General features: G+C 72.3%; 13 protein-coding genes. 4 read left to right on the forward strand and 9 right to left on the reverse strand.

Annotation, left to right across the window (positions count from 1 at the left end; all coding sequences use genetic code 11):
- Positions 1-7: 7 nt before the first annotated feature.
- From BKA18_RS35225 to BKA18_RS35240, 4 genes are all read left to right on the forward strand, one after another.
- Entirely contained in the window at positions 8-1387 is a 1380-nt protein-coding gene (locus BKA18_RS35225; protein ID WP_366044958.1) for a four-carbon acid sugar kinase family protein, read from the forward strand.
- Positions 1388-1448: 61 nt separating this feature from the next.
- Positions 1449-2537 (forward strand): 4-hydroxythreonine-4-phosphate dehydrogenase PdxA, encoded by a 1089-nt coding sequence (gene pdxA, locus BKA18_RS35230; protein ID WP_366044959.1) that lies wholly within the window; start codon positions 1449-1451, stop codon positions 2535-2537.
- Positions 2534-3871: an MFS transporter gene (locus BKA18_RS35235; protein ID WP_366044960.1), complete on the forward strand. Its 1338-nt coding sequence runs from the start codon at positions 2534-2536 to the stop codon at positions 3869-3871. The genes pdxA and BKA18_RS35235 overlap by 4 nt, the downstream gene beginning before the upstream one ends.
- A 321-nt stretch (positions 3872-4192) precedes the next feature.
- Entirely contained in the window at positions 4193-4429 is a 237-nt protein-coding gene (locus BKA18_RS35240) for a hypothetical protein (RefSeq protein ID WP_006607969.1), read from the forward strand.
- Between the two features lie 137 nt (positions 4430-4566).
- Here BKA18_RS35240 and BKA18_RS35245 read toward each other — a convergent pair whose 3' ends face one another.
- The 9 genes from BKA18_RS35245 to BKA18_RS35285 form a co-directional block, all read right to left on the reverse strand.
- Positions 4567-5394 (reverse strand): alpha/beta fold hydrolase, encoded by an 828-nt coding sequence (locus tag BKA18_RS35245; RefSeq protein WP_366044961.1) that lies wholly within the window; start codon positions 5392-5394, stop codon positions 4567-4569.
- Positions 5395-5470: 76 nt separating this feature from the next.
- A complete protein-coding gene (locus BKA18_RS35250; protein ID WP_366044962.1) occupies positions 5471-5809 on the reverse strand; it encodes a hypothetical protein in 339 nt (112 codons plus the stop codon).
- A 286-nt stretch (positions 5810-6095) separates the two neighbouring features.
- Entirely contained in the window at positions 6096-7295 is a 1200-nt protein-coding gene (locus BKA18_RS35255; RefSeq protein ID WP_366044963.1) for an MFS transporter, read from the reverse strand.
- Between the two features lie 120 nt (positions 7296-7415).
- Complete coding sequence (locus BKA18_RS35260; RefSeq protein WP_366044964.1) at positions 7416-9221, reverse strand: M4 family metallopeptidase; 1806 nt, start codon at positions 9219-9221, stop codon at positions 7416-7418.
- Positions 9222-9554: 333 nt separating this feature from the next.
- Positions 9555-10139, reverse strand: coding sequence for a hypothetical protein (locus tag BKA18_RS35265; protein WP_366044965.1), 585 nt, complete (start codon positions 10137-10139; stop codon positions 9555-9557).
- A gap of 224 nt (positions 10140-10363) precedes the next feature.
- Positions 10364-10654, reverse strand: a complete 291-nt coding sequence (locus BKA18_RS35270; protein ID WP_040901948.1) for a hypothetical protein — start codon at positions 10652-10654, stop codon at positions 10364-10366.
- A 411-nt stretch (positions 10655-11065) separates the two neighbouring features.
- Positions 11066-11329, reverse strand: coding sequence for a hypothetical protein (locus BKA18_RS35275; RefSeq protein ID WP_234371881.1), 264 nt, complete (start codon positions 11327-11329; stop codon positions 11066-11068).
- Between the two features lie 121 nt (positions 11330-11450).
- The gene (locus BKA18_RS35280) at positions 11451-12575 is read right to left on the reverse strand and encodes a PP2C family protein-serine/threonine phosphatase (RefSeq protein WP_366044966.1); all 1125 of its coding nucleotides are present in this window, start codon (positions 12573-12575) and stop codon (positions 11451-11453) included.
- Positions 12576-12756: 181 nt separating this feature from the next.
- On the reverse strand, positions 12757-15516 hold the full coding sequence (locus BKA18_RS35285) for a fumarate reductase/succinate dehydrogenase flavoprotein subunit (protein ID WP_429638748.1): 2760 nt from the start codon (positions 15514-15516) through the stop codon (positions 12757-12759).
- Positions 15517-15521 lie beyond the last annotated feature (5 nt).

The following is a 15521-nucleotide window of genomic DNA, read 5'->3' on the forward strand; positions in this document are numbered from 1 at the left end:
GAGTTGCGTGAACTGCGCAATCAAAAATGCGCGGTTCGGTCACTTCGGGGTCGACGCCGCGGCACCGGAGCCGACGGGAGGAGACCTCGTGGCCCAGGTACTCGTCATCGGAGACGACCTCACCGGCAGCAATGCGACCGGTGCGCGCTATGCGCGACTGGGCCTGCGGGCCGTCACCGTCGGCGCGCTCGCCCAAGTCGAGCGCTATGCGCACCGGGTGGACGTCCTTGTCGTCAACACCGCCTCCCGGCACTGGCCCCCCGCCCGCGCCTACGCGGCCGTGCGGACCGCCGTCGAGACGGCGGGCGGGGCACCCCTGATCGTCAAGCGCGTCGACACCACCCTGCGCGGCAACCCCGGCAGCGAACTCGACGCGGTGCTGGACGCCCTCGCCGCCCGCGAGCCGTCGGCCCGGGTCCGGACGCTGGCCGTCCCCGCCTTCCCCGACGCCGGCCGGACCACGGTGGGCGGCCTCCATCTCGTCGACGGCGTACCGCTGACCCGCACGGCCGTGGCCCGCGACCCGTTCGATCCCGTGCAGCATTCCCGGGTCGCGGCGGTGCTGGGCGCACAGAGCGGGCGCACCGCGGACGAGGTGGCGCTGGACGTCGTCGAGCGCGGCCCGGACGCGGTGGCCGCGGCGTTACGGGAGAGCCCGGCCGAGATCGTGGTCTGTGACGCCACCGAGAACGCCCATCTGCGGACGGTCGCGGTGGCCGCCGCCCGGCTCGCCGCCGAGGACTCCGTCCGCTGGGTCGCGCTGGACTCGGGACCGTTCGGCGCGGCGCTCGCCGCCGAACTCGGCCTGCGGCCCGAAGCCGGCGCGCCCGCCCGCATCCTCGCGGTCGTCGGGAGCGTCACGGACCGCACCCACACCCAGCTCGCCCGCACCGAAACCGCGCTCGGCGCCCGCTGGACCACGCTCGACCCCACCGCCCCGGACCCCGACCGGACGCTGGCGGCGCTGCGCGCGGCAGCGGGGGAGGGCGCCACGGTGCTCGGCGTCCGGCTCGCCCCCGAACCGCCGTCCGCACCCACCGGATCCGCCGCGGTGCTCGATCCCGGCACCGCCGGGCGCATCCTGCGGGCTCTCGCCGAGGTCGCCCGCCGTGCGGTCGCCGAACTGCGCCCCGGCGGCCTGTACGCCTCGGGCGGCGATGTCGCCGCGGCCGTCACCGCGGAGCTGGGCGCCGACGGCTTCGCCATCGAGACCGAGGTGCTGCCGCTGGCCATCGCCGGACATCTGGTGGGCGGGCCCCACGACGGGCTGCGCTTCGCCACGAAGGGCGGCCTGATCGGCGGCCCCGACGCCGCCTGTGACTGTCTGGAACATCTGCGCGCGGCCTGCAGCCGGCACCCCCTCGGTCCCACCGTCGGCGCGGGATGACCACCCCACCGCACACCCACCAAGCCCCTCGTACGCGCACGGCACCCCGAAAGGCAGCTTGATGACGCACCCTCAGCAGACGGGCCCGGACGGGGCGGCAGCCCCCCGGCCGGCCCCCGACGGCCCGTTGCCGCTTCTCGCCGTCACCCTCGGCGATCCGGTCGGGATCGGCCCCGAGATCACCGCCCGTACCCTCGCCGACCCGGCCACCACCGCGGTCGGCCGCGGACTCGCGGTCGGTGATGCCGCCGTATTGCGCCGAGCGGTGGCCGTCTGCGGGCTGGATGTCGAGGTCCGTGCGGTCGCCGCGCCCGCCGAGGCGCGGTTCGAGCCCGGCACCATCGAGGTGCTCGACCTCGGTATCGCCCCCGGCGACCTCCCCTGGGGCAGGGTCGACGCGGTGGCCGGCCGTTCCGCCGTGGCCGCGATCGAGGCCGCCACCCGCGCCGCGCTGTCCGGCGAGGTCGACGCCCTCGTCACCTCCCCGATCAACAAGGAGGCCATCTGGGCGGCCGGTTCGCGGCACCTCGGCCACACCGAGATGCTCGGTGAGCTCACCGGCGCCGCGCACTTCGACACCATGTTCGTGGTCCGCGGCCTCAAGATCTTCTTCACCACCCGGCATCTCGCACTGCGCGCGGCGCTCGACCAGATCACCGAGGAGCGGGTCGCGGCGAGCATCCGGCACGCGGCCACCGCACTGCGCGTCTTCGGCCATGACGCCCCCCGGCTCGCGGTCGCCGCGATCAACCCGCACGGTGGCGAGGGCGGCCACTTCGGCGACGAGGAGATCACCGTGCTGCGCCCGGCGGTGGAGCAGGCGGCCGCCGAGGGGCTCGGCGTGGTGGGGCCGATCCCCGCCGACTCGGTCTTCCACCAGGGCCTCGAAGGCCGCTTCGACGGTGTGCTGTCCCACTTCCACGACCAGGGCCACATCCCCGCCAAGACCGTCGACTTCGACGGCACCGTGTCCGTCACGGTGGGCCTGCCGATCCTGCGCACCTCCGTCGACCACGGCACCGCCTTCGACATCGCGGGCAGCGGCCGCGCCGCGCACGGCACGATGGCCGCGGCCTTCCGCGCCGCCGCCGGCTTCAGCCGCTTCACCGACCGGATCCGCGCCGCGTACGGAACGGCGGCGGCCCGGTGACGGCCGACCGCCCCGACGCGCTCCCGCAGCCCACCGCGCCCGCGATCCCCGCCAAGCGCTGGGCGTATGTCATCCCGGTCGCCGCGATCATGTACATGCTGGCGTATCTCGACCGGAACAACGTCTCCGTCATCCTCCCCTACATGCACGGCGATCTGGAGCTGTCCAACGCCGACAAGGGGCTGGTCGGCGGCGTCTTCTTCGTCGGCTATGTCTTCCTGCAGATCCCGGCCGCGATCCTCGCGCAGCGCTGGAGCGCCCGGAAAACGGTCGTGCTGCTCATGGTGGCGTGGGGGCTGGCCGCCTCGCTGTCCGGCCTCGTGCAGACCAAGGCCCAGTTCTATGCGGCCCGTTTCGTGCTGGGCTTCTTCGAGGGCGGCGTCTGGCCCGCCGTCCTCATCCTGCTCGCCTCGTGGTTCCCGCTGCGGGAGCGGGCCCGCGCCAACGCCCTGTGGATGGCCTGTCTGCCGCTCTCCTCGGTCCTCATGGCGCCGCTGTCGGGGTGGATGCTCGACCATGTCGGCTGGCGCTGGGTGCTGGTACTCCAGGGCGTTCCGCCCCTGGTGTGGGCGGTGGTCTGGTGGTTCGCGGTCGCCGACCGGCCGGCGCAGGCCCGGTGGATCTCGCGTGCGGAGGCCGACCATGTGGAGCGCTCGCTCGCCGCGGACGAGGCCGCCAAACCGCCGGCCGGCAGCGGCTCGTACCTCGAGGCGGTCCGGCAGCGGCCGGTCCTCGTCCTCATCGGCGTCTACTTCTTCTGGATCACCGGCTTCTACGGCTTCAACCTGTGGCTGCCCGCCGTCATCAAGGAACTGACGCACGGCGGTTCGTCCACCGAGGTCGGGCTGCTCACCGCGATCCCGTTCACGGTCGCCCTGGTCGTGATGATCGCCAACGCCGCCTGGTCCGACCGCACCGGCAACCGGCGCCAGGCGGTGGCCGTCCCGCTCGTCGTGGGCATCGTCGCACTGCTGCTGGGGCAGGCCGTGGACGGCGCCCTGCCCCGGATGCTGCTGCTGTGTGTGACCGCGGCAGCGGTCTATGCGCCCTACGGACCGTTCTGGGCGATCCCCGGGCAACTGCTGCGCATCGAGGTGGTGGCCGTCGCGATGGGCCTGATCAACGCCCTGGGCAACCTCGGTGGCTTCGCGGGCCCCTATCTGGTCGGCTGGCTGACCGACGCCACAGGATCCAGCGTGACCGGCTTCGCGGTGCTGTCCGGCTTCCTCGCCGTGGCCGTGGCGCTGGTGACGCTGGGCCTGCGCCCGGGCCCCGGCCCGGTGCGCCGCGCGACGGCACGGACCCCGGAGAGTCTGAGCCGATCAGGCGACTGACGGAAGACATCTGAGCCGATTCGGCGACTGACGGATCATCAATTCGGGGCGAGCGGCCCGCCGTGACCGGACGCTCGCCCCGGAGCGGTGCAGCCGACAGCTGCCTGTACCTCAACAAGCCGCCGATCGAAGGCAGTTGAGCGGGTAGGCCCGCTGAACCGAACCGGCCGGCGGACGCCGTGGCCGGGGAAGTCTCGAACGCACCCAAATCCACCGGTTACTCCGACTCGCGCAATTCGGGTTGTGTCAGGTTTTGGGAGGTTATGCGAAGGTGATCCTGAAAAGGTCGATATACCCCTTTGATCCTCCCGAGGAGCAAACATGCGCATCCGCGCCGCGATCGCAGCCAGCGCCCTGGCCACCACCATCGTCATGGGCGGTGCGAGCGCCGCCCTGGCCTGCAACAACCACCACCACTACAAGCACCACCGGGGCCACGGCCACCACGCCGCCTGCTGGCTCTCGGCGGGCGTGCTGGAGCGCGTCGGCCCGGTCTTCAGCGAAGGCTGCGAGAGGAGCGGCTGGGGCTTTGACGGTGGCGACGGCTACCGGAGGTAATCAAAGCTGACACCCGGCGCCGGCCGACACGACCTCAGATCGTGTGGCCGGCGCCGGCGTCTGTGCGCGGCCGGGCGCCGTCCGGCAACGTGCAGTTCCAGGCAAGCCGATGGAGCACCTGCGGCCGCTCCGGATGCTCAGCTGTTGAGGAACGCCAGCAGATCGGCGTGCAGGTCGTCCTTGTACGAGCCGACCGCGAACAGCCCGTGCGGCGCCCCCGGGTAGACCTTCAGCGTGGCGCCCTTCACCAGCTTCGCCGACTTCTTGCCGGAGGCCATGAACGGCACGATCTGGTCGTCATCGCCGTGAATGATCAGGGTGGGGACATCGAACCGCCTGAGGTCCTCGGTGAAGTCGGTCTCCGAGAACTCCTTGACGCAGTCGTACGCCCCCTTCACCCCCACCTGCATGCTCCAGAGCCAGAACGCCTCGCGGACCCCCTGGGAGACGGCGGAACCGTGCCGGTTGGCACCGTAGAAGGTCTCGCTGAGATCCTTGTAGAACTGCGACCGGTCGCCGGCCACACCGGCGCGGATCCCGTCGAAGACCGTACGCGGCAGCCCCTCCGGGTTGGCTTCGGTCTTGAGCATCAGCGGCGGTACGGCACTGAGCAGGACCACCTTGGCGACCCGGCCGGTGCCATGACGGCCGATGTAGCGGGCCACCTCACCGCCACCGGTGGAGTGCCCGACCAGCACCGCCTCCCGCAGGTCCAGCGCGTCCATCAGCTGCGCCAGGTCGTCCGCGTAGGTGTCCATGTCGTTGCCCTGCCACGGCTGGCCGGAGCGGCCGTGACCACGGCGGTCGTGGGCGATCGCACGGAACCCGTGGGTGGCGACCAGGTGCAGCTGGTCGTCCCAGGCGTCGGCGTTGAGCGGCCATCCGTGGCTGAACACGACGGGGCGGCCCTCTCCCCAGTCCTTGTAGAAGATCTCCGTGCCGTCGGTGGTGGTGAGGGTCGCCATGCTGGGGTCGGTCCTTTCCTGCCGTTCACCGGTGTACGCGACCTGGGCCGCGGGGGCCGGAAGGGGTGCGGGGCGGTCAGCAGCGGTCCGTCGGCGGCGCGGAGTCCCGGCGCCGACGCGCGCTCGCGACGAGCTCCGCGCCCGCGAGCACGGTCAGACCGGCCATCGTGCCCAGGCCCATGAAGACCAGCGGCTTGGTGGCCGCCGTCTCCGCAAGGGCAGGTCGCGCGGCGGCCGCGCCGGTGAACGCACGGGCGCCGGTGGGCCGTTGACCGGTGGCCGGTACCCGTACCGGGGCGCGGGGGACAAGGGCGGCGGCCGGACCGGCGGCGCACCACATCGCGAGGAGGGCCACGGAGAGGACACACCCGCGCCGGAACGGGCTCAGGGCGCCAGGGGCGGAAGCTGTGGCCATGCGCATCTCACTTCTCCGACTCCACGTGGAGGCTGCTGGATCGAGGGACTGCCGGATCCCAGGGTTTCCGGCCTCCGCCGGAAGGGCGTGCCCACAGGGGCAGGCGGGTGAAGGCGGCACGCCATACGGGTGGCGGCCGGCCGTGCGAGGTGTCCGGCGGCGGTGTGGCCCGGGCCGCCTGGCGGTCCCCGGGGTGCGCTGGACGGGCCCGCGCCCTGCCCCGGCGTCCCAGGCCGGGGACGCCGGGATCGCGACCGGCGAGGAGGCCGGCCCCCTCGGCGGACGGTCAGTCGTCACCCGCCGGCGGCCGCCGCAGGACGTAGAGCCCGACGGCCACCGTGACCACGATGACGCAGGCGGAGAAGGTCAGGCCGGCGCCGCGCAGACCGAGTGCGAGGGTGAGCGCGCCGACGCCGACGACCGGCAGCGAGATGCCGAGATAGGCGACGAGGAAGAAGGCCGAGATGGTGCCGCCGCGGTGCGCGGCCGGTGCGGCCCGGCCCACCGCGGTCAGACCGGCGCGGAACGCCAGGCCCTGGCCGATGCCGCCGCACACCGCACCGACGACCAGTACCGGCAGCGAGGTCACGGCCAGTGAGGTGGCCACCAGCAAGAGGCCCACCACCAGCACCAGGCAGCCGAGGGGGAGGGCCCGGCGGGTACCGATCCGTTCCGTCAGGGACTGCCCGGCGGTGGAGCCCAGGAACACCGTGAAGACGATCAATCCGGTGACGGCCAGGTTGTGCTCGCCCAGGGTCTGGCCGACGAAGCTCGGCGCGACCGCGGTGAACAGCCCCAGCAGGGAAAAGCCGGCGAACGCGGCAACGGCCGAGGGGGCGAAGACGCCCCGCACTTCGGGCGGTAGCTCCAGGCCCTGGGGCCGCAGCGTCCGGGGGCGGTGCGGATGCGCGACGGTCTCCGGGAGCAGGCAGGTCACCACGGCGGCGACGGCCACCAGGGCGAGATGTACCAGGAACGGCAGCAGCAGCGGCCAGGGTGCGTACTGGGCCAGCAGGCCGGAGAGCAACGGGCCGCAGCCGAGGCCGCCCATGTTCGCGGCGGTCGCGGCGAACCCGGCCTGCGCTTCCTGGCCGGGCCCCGCGAGTTCCAGCACCGCCGCGGTGGCGGCTCCGCTGAACAACCCGGCGGCGAAGCCGGACAGCACCCGTCCGAGCAGCAGCATCGGCAGCCCGCCCTCGAAGATGAAGCACAGCGCGCTCGCCGCGGAAAGCCCCAGCGCGGCCAGCAACACCGGGCGCCGGCCCACCTCGTCGGAGACATTGCCCGCGAGCAGCAGCACCGTGATCACACCGAGCGCGTACACCGCGAAGACCACGGTCACCATCAGCTCGGAGAACCCGAGCTGTGCACGGTAGAGCCCGTACAACGGGGTGGGAAGCGTCGTGCCGGCCATGCCGATGGCGAACACGCCCGCCGCCACCGGGTAGCCGAGCCGCCGTCTCCCGCCCGCGCGATCAGTGATCATGGGCTCAAACGTAGGCTTCGGCCGGCCGCGCCGTCGAGGCCCACTGGAGGGACCCGGGGCCGGACACGGAGGTGCCCCCGCGGGGGGCGGGGGCACCGTGCCGTGCTCGGTCCGGAAGGATCAGTGCGTGGCGGAGGGCGCGTTGGCCGCCGTCACGTTCACGGCGGCCCAGGCCTTGTCCACCGTCTTGTACTCGGTGCTGGTGGCGCCGTACAGGTCCTTGGCCGCATGCAGGGTCGCGGCCCGGGCGTCATGGAAGTCGGTCGTGGAGACCATGTACCGGGTGAGCGCCCGGTAGAAGATCGCCGTCGCCTTGGTCCGCCCGATGCCGGTCACCTTGGAGCCGTCGATGGTGGGGGAGTCGTAGGCGACACCGCCGATGGTCTTCTTCCCGCTGCCCTCGGCCAGCAGGTAGAAGGCGTGCGAGGAGATACCGGAACCGGCGTGCACCTCAGTGTCGTAGGCCGCCTTCGACCAGTAGTCGACGGTGCCCTCCAGCTTGTCCAGGGAGGGCTTGTCCAGGCGGCGCAGGAACTTCTGCTGGAGGCCGAGCTTCTCGCCCATCAGGTAGTTCGGCGGGTTCTTCGGGTTGTTGGTCGAGAACTCGACCGCGCTGCCGAAGATGTCCGCCATCGACTCGTTGAGCGCGCCGGGCTCGCCGTACTGGTTCCCCTCCTCGTCGACGCGGGTGGGCCGGAACTTGGCGGTCGCGTCGACCACGCCGTGCGTGAGCTCATGGCCCGTGACGTCCAGGACGACCAGGGGCTTGGTGAACGTCCTGCCGTCACCGTCGCCGTAGAGCATGCAGCCGCACTCGGAGGACCAGTAGGCGTTGCCGACCTTGTTGCCGAAGTGCACCAGGGCGTGCGCCCCGCGGCCGTCGTTCTTGATGCCCTTGCGGCCGAACGTCTTCTTGTAGAAGTCGAGGGTGCTGGTGATGCCGTACTGGGCGTCCACGGCGGCGGTGGCCCGGCTGCTCGTGGTGCCGTTGCCCCAGCGGTTGGTGGTGCTGGTGAACGCCTTGCCGCTGGAGAACTTCTCCGGCGCCTTGTTGCCGGCGTCCCGGGTCTCGGTGTTGCCGCGGGTGGAGTCCTTGAGGGTGAAGGACTTCTTCGCGGTCCGGGTGGTGGACAGCTGCACCTTGCCGACGAAGAGCGACGAACCGGTGCCCTTGGCCGCGGCCGGGTAGCCGGCGGTCGCCGCCGCCTCGCCGGTGACGGGCGTCTCGGGGGCGGCCAGTCCGGTCGCGGGGGCGAGCCGCTCGCCCCGTGCGCGCAGCTTCTTCTGCAGGGCGGGCGACAGGAAGGAGTCATTGGCCTGGACGTTGCTGAGCACCGCCCCGGTGGCCGCGTCGAGGATGACGGTACGGGCGCCGTCGGCCTCGGCGGTACGGCTCTCGTCCACCTGCACCTGGTAGGCGAGCGTGGTCCGGTCGTCCCGGGCGTCCACGACCAGTTGGGCTTCCCCGGCCTGGCCCTTGGCCACGGCGGCGGCCTTCGTCTGCGCCTCGCCGGCCGACAGCTTCGGGTCCGTGTCGGGCACGTCGACCTGGTGGCGGTAGGCCCGGGTCACGCCCTCGTACGCCGACTTGGCGGTCAGGTGGATGACGAGATCGCCGCCGAGCACCGGAAGCCCGCGGTGGGTCCGGACGAAGCGGACATGCTGCCTGCCGTCCGGGTCGACGAGGGTGTCGGTGGCTTCGAGGGTGTCTTTCTTGCCGACGCCGGTGGCCGCGGCATGCGCAAAGGCGGCGGTACGGGCGGCGTCGACGGCCTTCTGGAGGGAGGGAGTCGTGGAAGAGGCAGCCGCCGGTGCGGCATCGGTGGTCGCGGCGGCGGTGCCCGCCACTCCCGCGGTGAGCGTCGCGGCCGTCGTCACGGCGACGGCGATCGCCAGACGGGTTCTGCGTATGTGGGGTCTACGCACAGCTATGGGTCCTTAGCGCTGTGGGGGCGGCCGGCCGTGCCAACCGCCCGTACGCGCGGTGCTGTTGTGCACCACGGGGGCCGTGGGGCCCCGCGCAAACCCTGGTATGCCTGGCATGGGCATGTAAAGAGAAATGATCAGAATGCGAGATTTATGGATGAAATTTGACAATTGATCAGCTTTAAGTAGCCGCAAGATGACCAACTGTGCTCCCTTGAGGGAGACATCAGAAGGCGGGAAAGGGTTGCTTCGTGATCGGAGTGAACTGCGGGGTGACAGGCGGCGGCTGTCGGCCGCCTGTCATTCATGGCAGCGGGCCGTAGCCCAACTCCGCTACGGCAAACGGGAGTTACTTCGCTGCGGAGTTATCTCCACATGCATCGCCCGAAGCTCGCCCATCGCGGCCGGAAGATCGCAGCACTCGGGATGAGCGAGGGCGTCCTCCCAGTGAAAATACATCTGCTCCGACCGGGTCCAGGCCAGCAGGTCGACGATCCCCGTGAACGCCGAAGGGGCAAACGGCGGGACCAGCTCCTCGTCGTCGCCCTCGAGGTATGCCGTGGTACGCGGCTTCCGCCCCGCCAGCAGCCGCAGCCAGGCCGCCGCCGCGTAGGCCGACTGGGAGACGATGTGCCGCTCCGGATCCTGGTCCTCGGAATAGCACAGAGCCACCTCGGTCAACTGCTCATGCACCGCGTCGATGTCGACCGGCTCTCCCGCGGCAGCCTTGCGCAGCTCACGCACCGCGTCCGGGGTCGACATGGCGGGGTCGTCGCTCAGCTCCTCGTCCTCTCGCTCCACGCGGTCGAGCAAGGGAGCCATCAGGTCGTACAGGCGGGCCAACCGTTCCCGAGGGTCCAGCTTTCCGGCGAACTCGTCGATGGTTCCCAGCAGTTCGTCATACGTCGCATCCGTCATGCACGTAGGGGTAGCACGCGGCACTGACATCCGGAGGGCGGCCCGGCTTGATGCCCCATGGCGGCTGTTCTACGGTGCGCGGCAGTCACGGAGCCGGGGCGAAGGCATCCGGACGTTCTCACGGAAATGCTGCCGGGGCTCGTCAGGCTCGCCAGGGCGTGGCGCGACCGGATGGCGAGAACCGGCGCAGGGAGGCCGGCGGGGCCGTCACGGACGCATCCCGGTCACCGCTGGAAGAGTTCCTCCAGGGAAGCCTCGGCCCGTTCGCCGCCGCGGGCGGCTTCGACGACGGCCTGGTGGAAGGCGCGGCTGGCTTCCTCGGAATCGCACGGGACGGGGCTGCCCTCCATGGTGTACCAGTCCGTGGCGCCGGTGTACTGCACCGCCACGTGGGCCAGGTTCTCCGACCAGGTCGTATGGATGGTCAGGTCGCCGTTGATCACGCCGATCTCCGCGGTGCGAACCGCGCCGGGTAGGGCGTGGATCCCGACAGTGGTCCAAGATGCCCAGGTCATAATGGTCCCCTCGGCGACAAGGGCCCCGGCTGGCGGCCGGGCGCGGTGACTCAAGTTTGGCACCTGAGGTCCGGCAGCGCACCGCATGCGGCAGCACGGATTCCGCTTGGTGCACCGGAACCAGGCGGGGGCCCGTGGGCGACCGGAATCCAGCGCACCGGCGCCCGGGCCGCCGCGGCGGCCGGGGACCGCTCCAGCCCGTGGCGGCCGGCTCGGCCTTCACCTGTCTCCGGTTGCTGTGCGCGCGCATCGGTCACCGTCCGTGCCCGGCCTGCGGGCAGCTCCGGCGACCGTGGAAGGGCCTCGGCTCCGGACCGTCCGCGCGGAGACCGGGCGGGCCGGAGTCGTACCGGGAGTCCGGGCGGCGGTGCGCCGCCCCCGGACCGGCGGCCGGGAATGCGCCGGCGAATGTCAGTCGATGACCGTATGGAAGAAGGTGACGGCGGCGCCGAAGGCCGCGCCGCCGACGAGAGTCGCGGAAGCCGGAGTGCCGCCATTGCAAAAGGTGAGCACACCGGCGCCGACAGCGGTGAGGGCGCCGAGGAGGAAAATGACAGCGGCGCGCTGACTCAGCAGGGTTGATCTGTTGTTGGACACATCAACTCCGATCTGCGCGGGAGCGAGGAATCGCTCGGTGCGGATGCTGATGCTCTTACTGATCATCTCATCCCGCATCAAGAATTTCCGGTAGCACACGAGGGAATTCCGAAAAGGCCACGGAAAGCAGCAACGCACCGTCAGGGGCGCGGCGTGGCGCAGCGATCGGGCAGCCGCGGGTCCGCCATCCCGCCTCCCGTCAGCGGTCGGTGCCGTTTCCACCGGACCGGAGCTTCCGGCGGCCGTCTCCCTGCCGGCCGACCGCCAGGACCGCCATATCGTCGTCGCGCGGCCCGCCGGTCCACCGCTCGACCTCCCGTACCAGCACGTCGATCAACTCCTCGGGGCCGCGGAACGGGCCGCGGCCCGCCAGCTGGACCGCCGGGTCGTAGAACGTGCCGGCCTCGTTGCGGGCCTCGGTCACCCCGTCGGTGATCAGCAGCAGCGTGCTGCCCGCCGGGAACGGCCAGTCGACCGGTGCGGTCCGGGCCGCGCCCAGTGTCCCGATGCCCAGCGGGAGACCCGGATCGCGGGACTCCAGGGCGCGTACCGCACCGCCATGGCAGAGGTAGGGCGCCGGATGGCCGCAGTCCAGCAGCCGCAGGCCGCTGCCGCCCGGGAGGACTTCGCAGATCAGGGCCGTGATGAAGCCCTCCAGACGGTCCTCCTCGGAGGTCTGCTCGCTCTCCCGCAGCAGGGCGTGCTCCATCCGATCGGCCACCGTCGTCAGGTCCGGTTCCTGCTCGGCCGCCTCGCGGAACGCACCCAGCAGCACGGACACCGCGCTCACCGCCCCCAGTCCCTTGCCGCGTACGTCGGCGATCAGCAGCCGGACGCCGAACGGGGTCCGCTGGACGGCGTAGGCGTCCCCGCCGATCCGGGCCTCGCTCTGTGCGGCCTGGTACCGGGCCGCGATGGTCAGCGGGCCGATGCGTTGCGGGGGCGCGGGCAGCACGGCGCGCTGGGCGGCCTCCGCCACCGTGCGGACCACGTCCAGATGGCGTCCGTGACGGGCGATCACCCGGTTGACGCCGACGCCCATGAGCGCGGCGAAGACGGTGTTGACGAGCTCCAGATGGCCCACGGAGTTGTCGGCGGTGCCGTCCTTCACCGTCAGCGCGAAGACACCGACGATGATGACGGCACCGATCGCCAGGGTGTGCCGCAGCGAGAGCAGCGCACCGGCCGTCACGCTCGCCGCGATGAGCATCGGGTCGCCCCAGTAGTCCGCGGGCGAGAACACGTCCCAGAGGAGTCCCGCGGCGACCAGGACGGTCGGCGCGAACTCCACATAGCGGGGCCACTGCGGCGAGGGACGGGGCATAGGGGTTCCTGATCAGCCCTTCCTGACGCGTGGGCGCCCGCCGTGCCGGCCGCCCCGGGCGCTCGGCGGTGCTCGGGGCCGGCGGTGTCCGGCCGGCGGCCGGTATCCCGTTCGGTGCGCTGATGGCCCTCAGCCTTCGTCCCCCGGCCCCGCCCGGCCACCCGGACGGCCCGAACGTGTGTCACCCCGTTGCTGCCGGGCGGGCGTATGCCCGGACATCGGCGTCCGGGTCGTCGGCGACCGAGGCCAGGGCCCGGCGGGCGTCCGCGCGGCCGGCGTGGGCGCGCAGCGCGAGCACCGCGGCCTTGCGCACATCCGCGTGCGGGTCGCCCAGCGCGGCGGAGAGGGCGGCCACGGCGGTTGCGGAGCCGGCGGCCGTGAGGGCGGTGGCGGCACCGGCCCGGACCTGCCAGGCCGGATCGCCGAGCGCCGTGGCGGCCGCCGCATCGTACGGCGGCGGGCAGCCGGCCGTGGCCAGCGCCGCGAGCGCCGCGGCGCGGACGAGGGGGTCGTCGTCGGGCAGGAACGCCGCCAGCTCCTCGGGGCGGCCGACCGTACCGAGGCCCTGTGCGGCGGCCACCCGCACCTCACGGGAGCCGTCCTCGGCGGCCCGTAGCAGGTCGTGCACGGCGTCGACGGAGACCAGGGCACGGACGGCCTGGAGGCGTACGTCCACGGCCGGGTCGGTGAGGGCGGTGGCGAACAGGGCCCGGTCGCCGAGGCCGAGCGCGCGCAGCACCTCCACGGCAGCCGAGCGGACGACGGCGTCGGGCCCGTGCACGGCGGCGGCCAGCGGCGCGCGCAGTCCGGCTTCCGCGGGGAGGACCTCGATCAGTTCGCGCAGGGAGGCGCCGGCCGCGGCCCGGACGGCCGGGGCGGGATCGGCGAGGGCGGCGGCGAGGGCCTGACCGGTGCCGGGCGGGACGCTCTCGGTGAGCGCGTCGACCGCGGCCCGGCGGACGGCCGGGTCGGCATCGGCCAGGTAGGGGCGCAGCGCCGGGAGGTCCGGCTGGTCCTCGGTGAGGGCGAGGAGTTCGAGGATGCGGGGGGAGGGGGGAGTCCCGGTGCTGGTCCCGTCCCCGGTGCCGGGGGCCCCGGCCCTGCCGCCGTCCGTCGCCGCGGCAGCACCCGTCCCGGGAGACCCCACCGGGGGAGTGTCCCGCCGCCCCGCCGTCGCGACCTGCTCCGGATGGACCTCGCCGAGGAAGCGGGAGGCGCCGCCCACGGGTGCGTACTCGTCGACCGGGACGAGGTACGGCGCCACCGGGCGGGCGGTGAACTCCATTGCTCCCGTGGCCGATTTGCGCAGGTCGAGGTGGTGCAGCCAGTCGCGGTCATTGCTCTTGGGGTGGTCGGTGCGCGCGTGGTAGAGGCCCCAGCGGGACTCGGTACGGGCCAGTGACGACCGGGCGGCCATCTCGGCGCAGTCGCGGATGAAGGTGACCTCCGCGCAGCGCATCAGCTCGTGCGGGGTACGGGCACCCATGGCGGCGATATCGGCGTGCATCCGGGTGAAGTGCTCGACGGCCAGCGACAGACGGGCACCGCTCTTGGGCGGGGCGACGTAGTCGTTGACGAAGCGGCGGAGCTTGTACTCGACCTGGGGCTGCGGCGGGCCGTCGGGAGAGCGCAGCGGCCGGTAGATCAGCTCATGGGCGGCGCGCACCTGGTCGTCGGGCAACGCGCCCTCGTACGCGCGGTATTGCGCGGCGTCCTCGCCCGCCAGATCACCGAAGACGAACGCTCCGATCATGTAGTTGTGCGGGACGCAGGCCAGGTCACCGGCCGCATACAGCCCCGGCACGGTCGTGCGGGCCCGGTCGTCGACGCGCACGCCCGACGCCGAATGCCCGCCGCACAGGCCGATCTCGGAGATGTGCATCTCCACGTCGTGGGTGCGGTAGTCGTGGCCGCGCCCGGCGTGGAACGTACCGCGGGTGGGGCGCTCGGTGGTGTGCAGGATCGTCTCCAGGGCGGCGACGGACTCCTCCGGGAGGTGACTGAGTTTCAGGTAGACCGGTCCGCGCGCGGAGGCGACCTCGGCCGCGAACTCCGCCATCATCTGCCCCGACCAGTAGTCGGATTCCACGAACCGCGCACCGTGCCGGTTGACCTGGTAGCCGCCGAACGGGTTGGCGACGTAGGCGCAGGCCGGGCCGTTGTAGTCCTTGATCAGCGGGTTGATCTGGAAGCATTCGATGCCGGTGAGTTCGGCGCCCGCGTGGTAGGCCATGGCGTAGCCGTCGCCGGCGTTGGTGGGGTTCTCGTAGGTGCCGTAGAGATAGCCGGAGGCGGGCAGGCCGAGGCGGCCGCAGGCGCCGGTGGCGAGGATCACCGCCCCGGCGCGGACCGTGACGAACCGTCCCGTACGGGTGTGGAAGCCGGCCGCGCCGACCGCCCGGCCGCCGGACGTGAGCACCCGCACCGGCATGATGCGGTTCTCGATGCGGATCCGCTCGCGCATCTCGCGCCGCCGCAACTGCCGGTAGAGGACCTTCTTGACATCCTTGCCCTCCGGCATCGGCAGCACGTACGACCCGGAGCGGTGCACCCGCCGGACCGCGTACGCGCCGTGTTCGTCCTTCTCGAACTTCACGCCGTACGACTCCAGCCGCTGCACCATCGCGAAGCCGCGGGTCGCGGTCCGGCGGACGGTGGACTGGTCGACGATGCCGTCGTTGGCGCGGGTGATCTCGGCGACGTAGTCATCGGGCTCCGCACGGCCCGGGATGACGGCGTTGTTGACCCCGTCCATGCCCATGGCGAGCGCACCGGAGTGCCGGACGTGCGCCTTCTCCAGCAGCAGGACGGATGCGCCGTGTTCGGCGGCGGTGAGGGCCGCCATGGTCCCGGCGGTGCCGCCGCCGACGACGAGGACGTCGCAGGACAGTTCCTCGGCGGTGTCGGGGGAGGGGATCTCCATGGCTTCCGTGGTCTGCATGACGG

Source organism: Streptomyces auratus, from assembly GCF_050433025.1.
GTDB classification, from domain to species: Bacteria; Actinomycetota; Actinomycetes; order Streptomycetales; family Streptomycetaceae; genus Streptomyces; species Streptomyces sioyaensis.

What these genes read in the sequence shown, in the direction of transcription:
- BKA18_RS35255 (WP_366044963.1), bottom strand. Translation starts at nt 7,295, where the DNA reads ATGATCACTGATCGCGCGGGCGGGAGACGGCGGCTCGGCTACCCGGTG.
- BKA18_RS35275 (WP_234371881.1), bottom strand. Translation starts at nt 11,329, where the DNA reads ATGCGGGATGAGATGATCAGTAAGAGCATCAGCATCCGCACCGAGCGA.
- pdxA (WP_366044959.1), top strand. Translation starts at nt 1,449, where the DNA reads ATGACGCACCCTCAGCAGACGGGCCCGGACGGGGCGGCAGCCCCCCGG.
- BKA18_RS35240 (WP_006607969.1), top strand. Translation starts at nt 4,193, where the DNA reads ATGCGCATCCGCGCCGCGATCGCAGCCAGCGCCCTGGCCACCACCATC.
- BKA18_RS35265 (WP_366044965.1), bottom strand. Translation starts at nt 10,139, where the DNA reads ATGACGGATGCGACGTATGACGAACTGCTGGGAACCATCGACGAGTTC.
- BKA18_RS35285 (WP_429638748.1), bottom strand. Translation starts at nt 15,516, where the DNA reads ATGCAGACCACGGAAGCCATGGAGATCCCCTCCCCCGACACCGCCGAG.
- BKA18_RS35270 (WP_040901948.1), bottom strand. Translation starts at nt 10,654, where the DNA reads ATGACCTGGGCATCTTGGACCACTGTCGGGATCCACGCCCTACCCGGC.
- BKA18_RS35250 (WP_366044962.1), bottom strand. Translation starts at nt 5,809, where the DNA reads ATGGCCACAGCTTCCGCCCCTGGCGCCCTGAGCCCGTTCCGGCGCGGG.
- BKA18_RS35245 (WP_366044961.1), bottom strand. Translation starts at nt 5,394, where the DNA reads ATGGCGACCCTCACCACCACCGACGGCACGGAGATCTTCTACAAGGAC.
- BKA18_RS35280 (WP_366044966.1), bottom strand. Translation starts at nt 12,575, where the DNA reads ATGCCCCGTCCCTCGCCGCAGTGGCCCCGCTATGTGGAGTTCGCGCCG.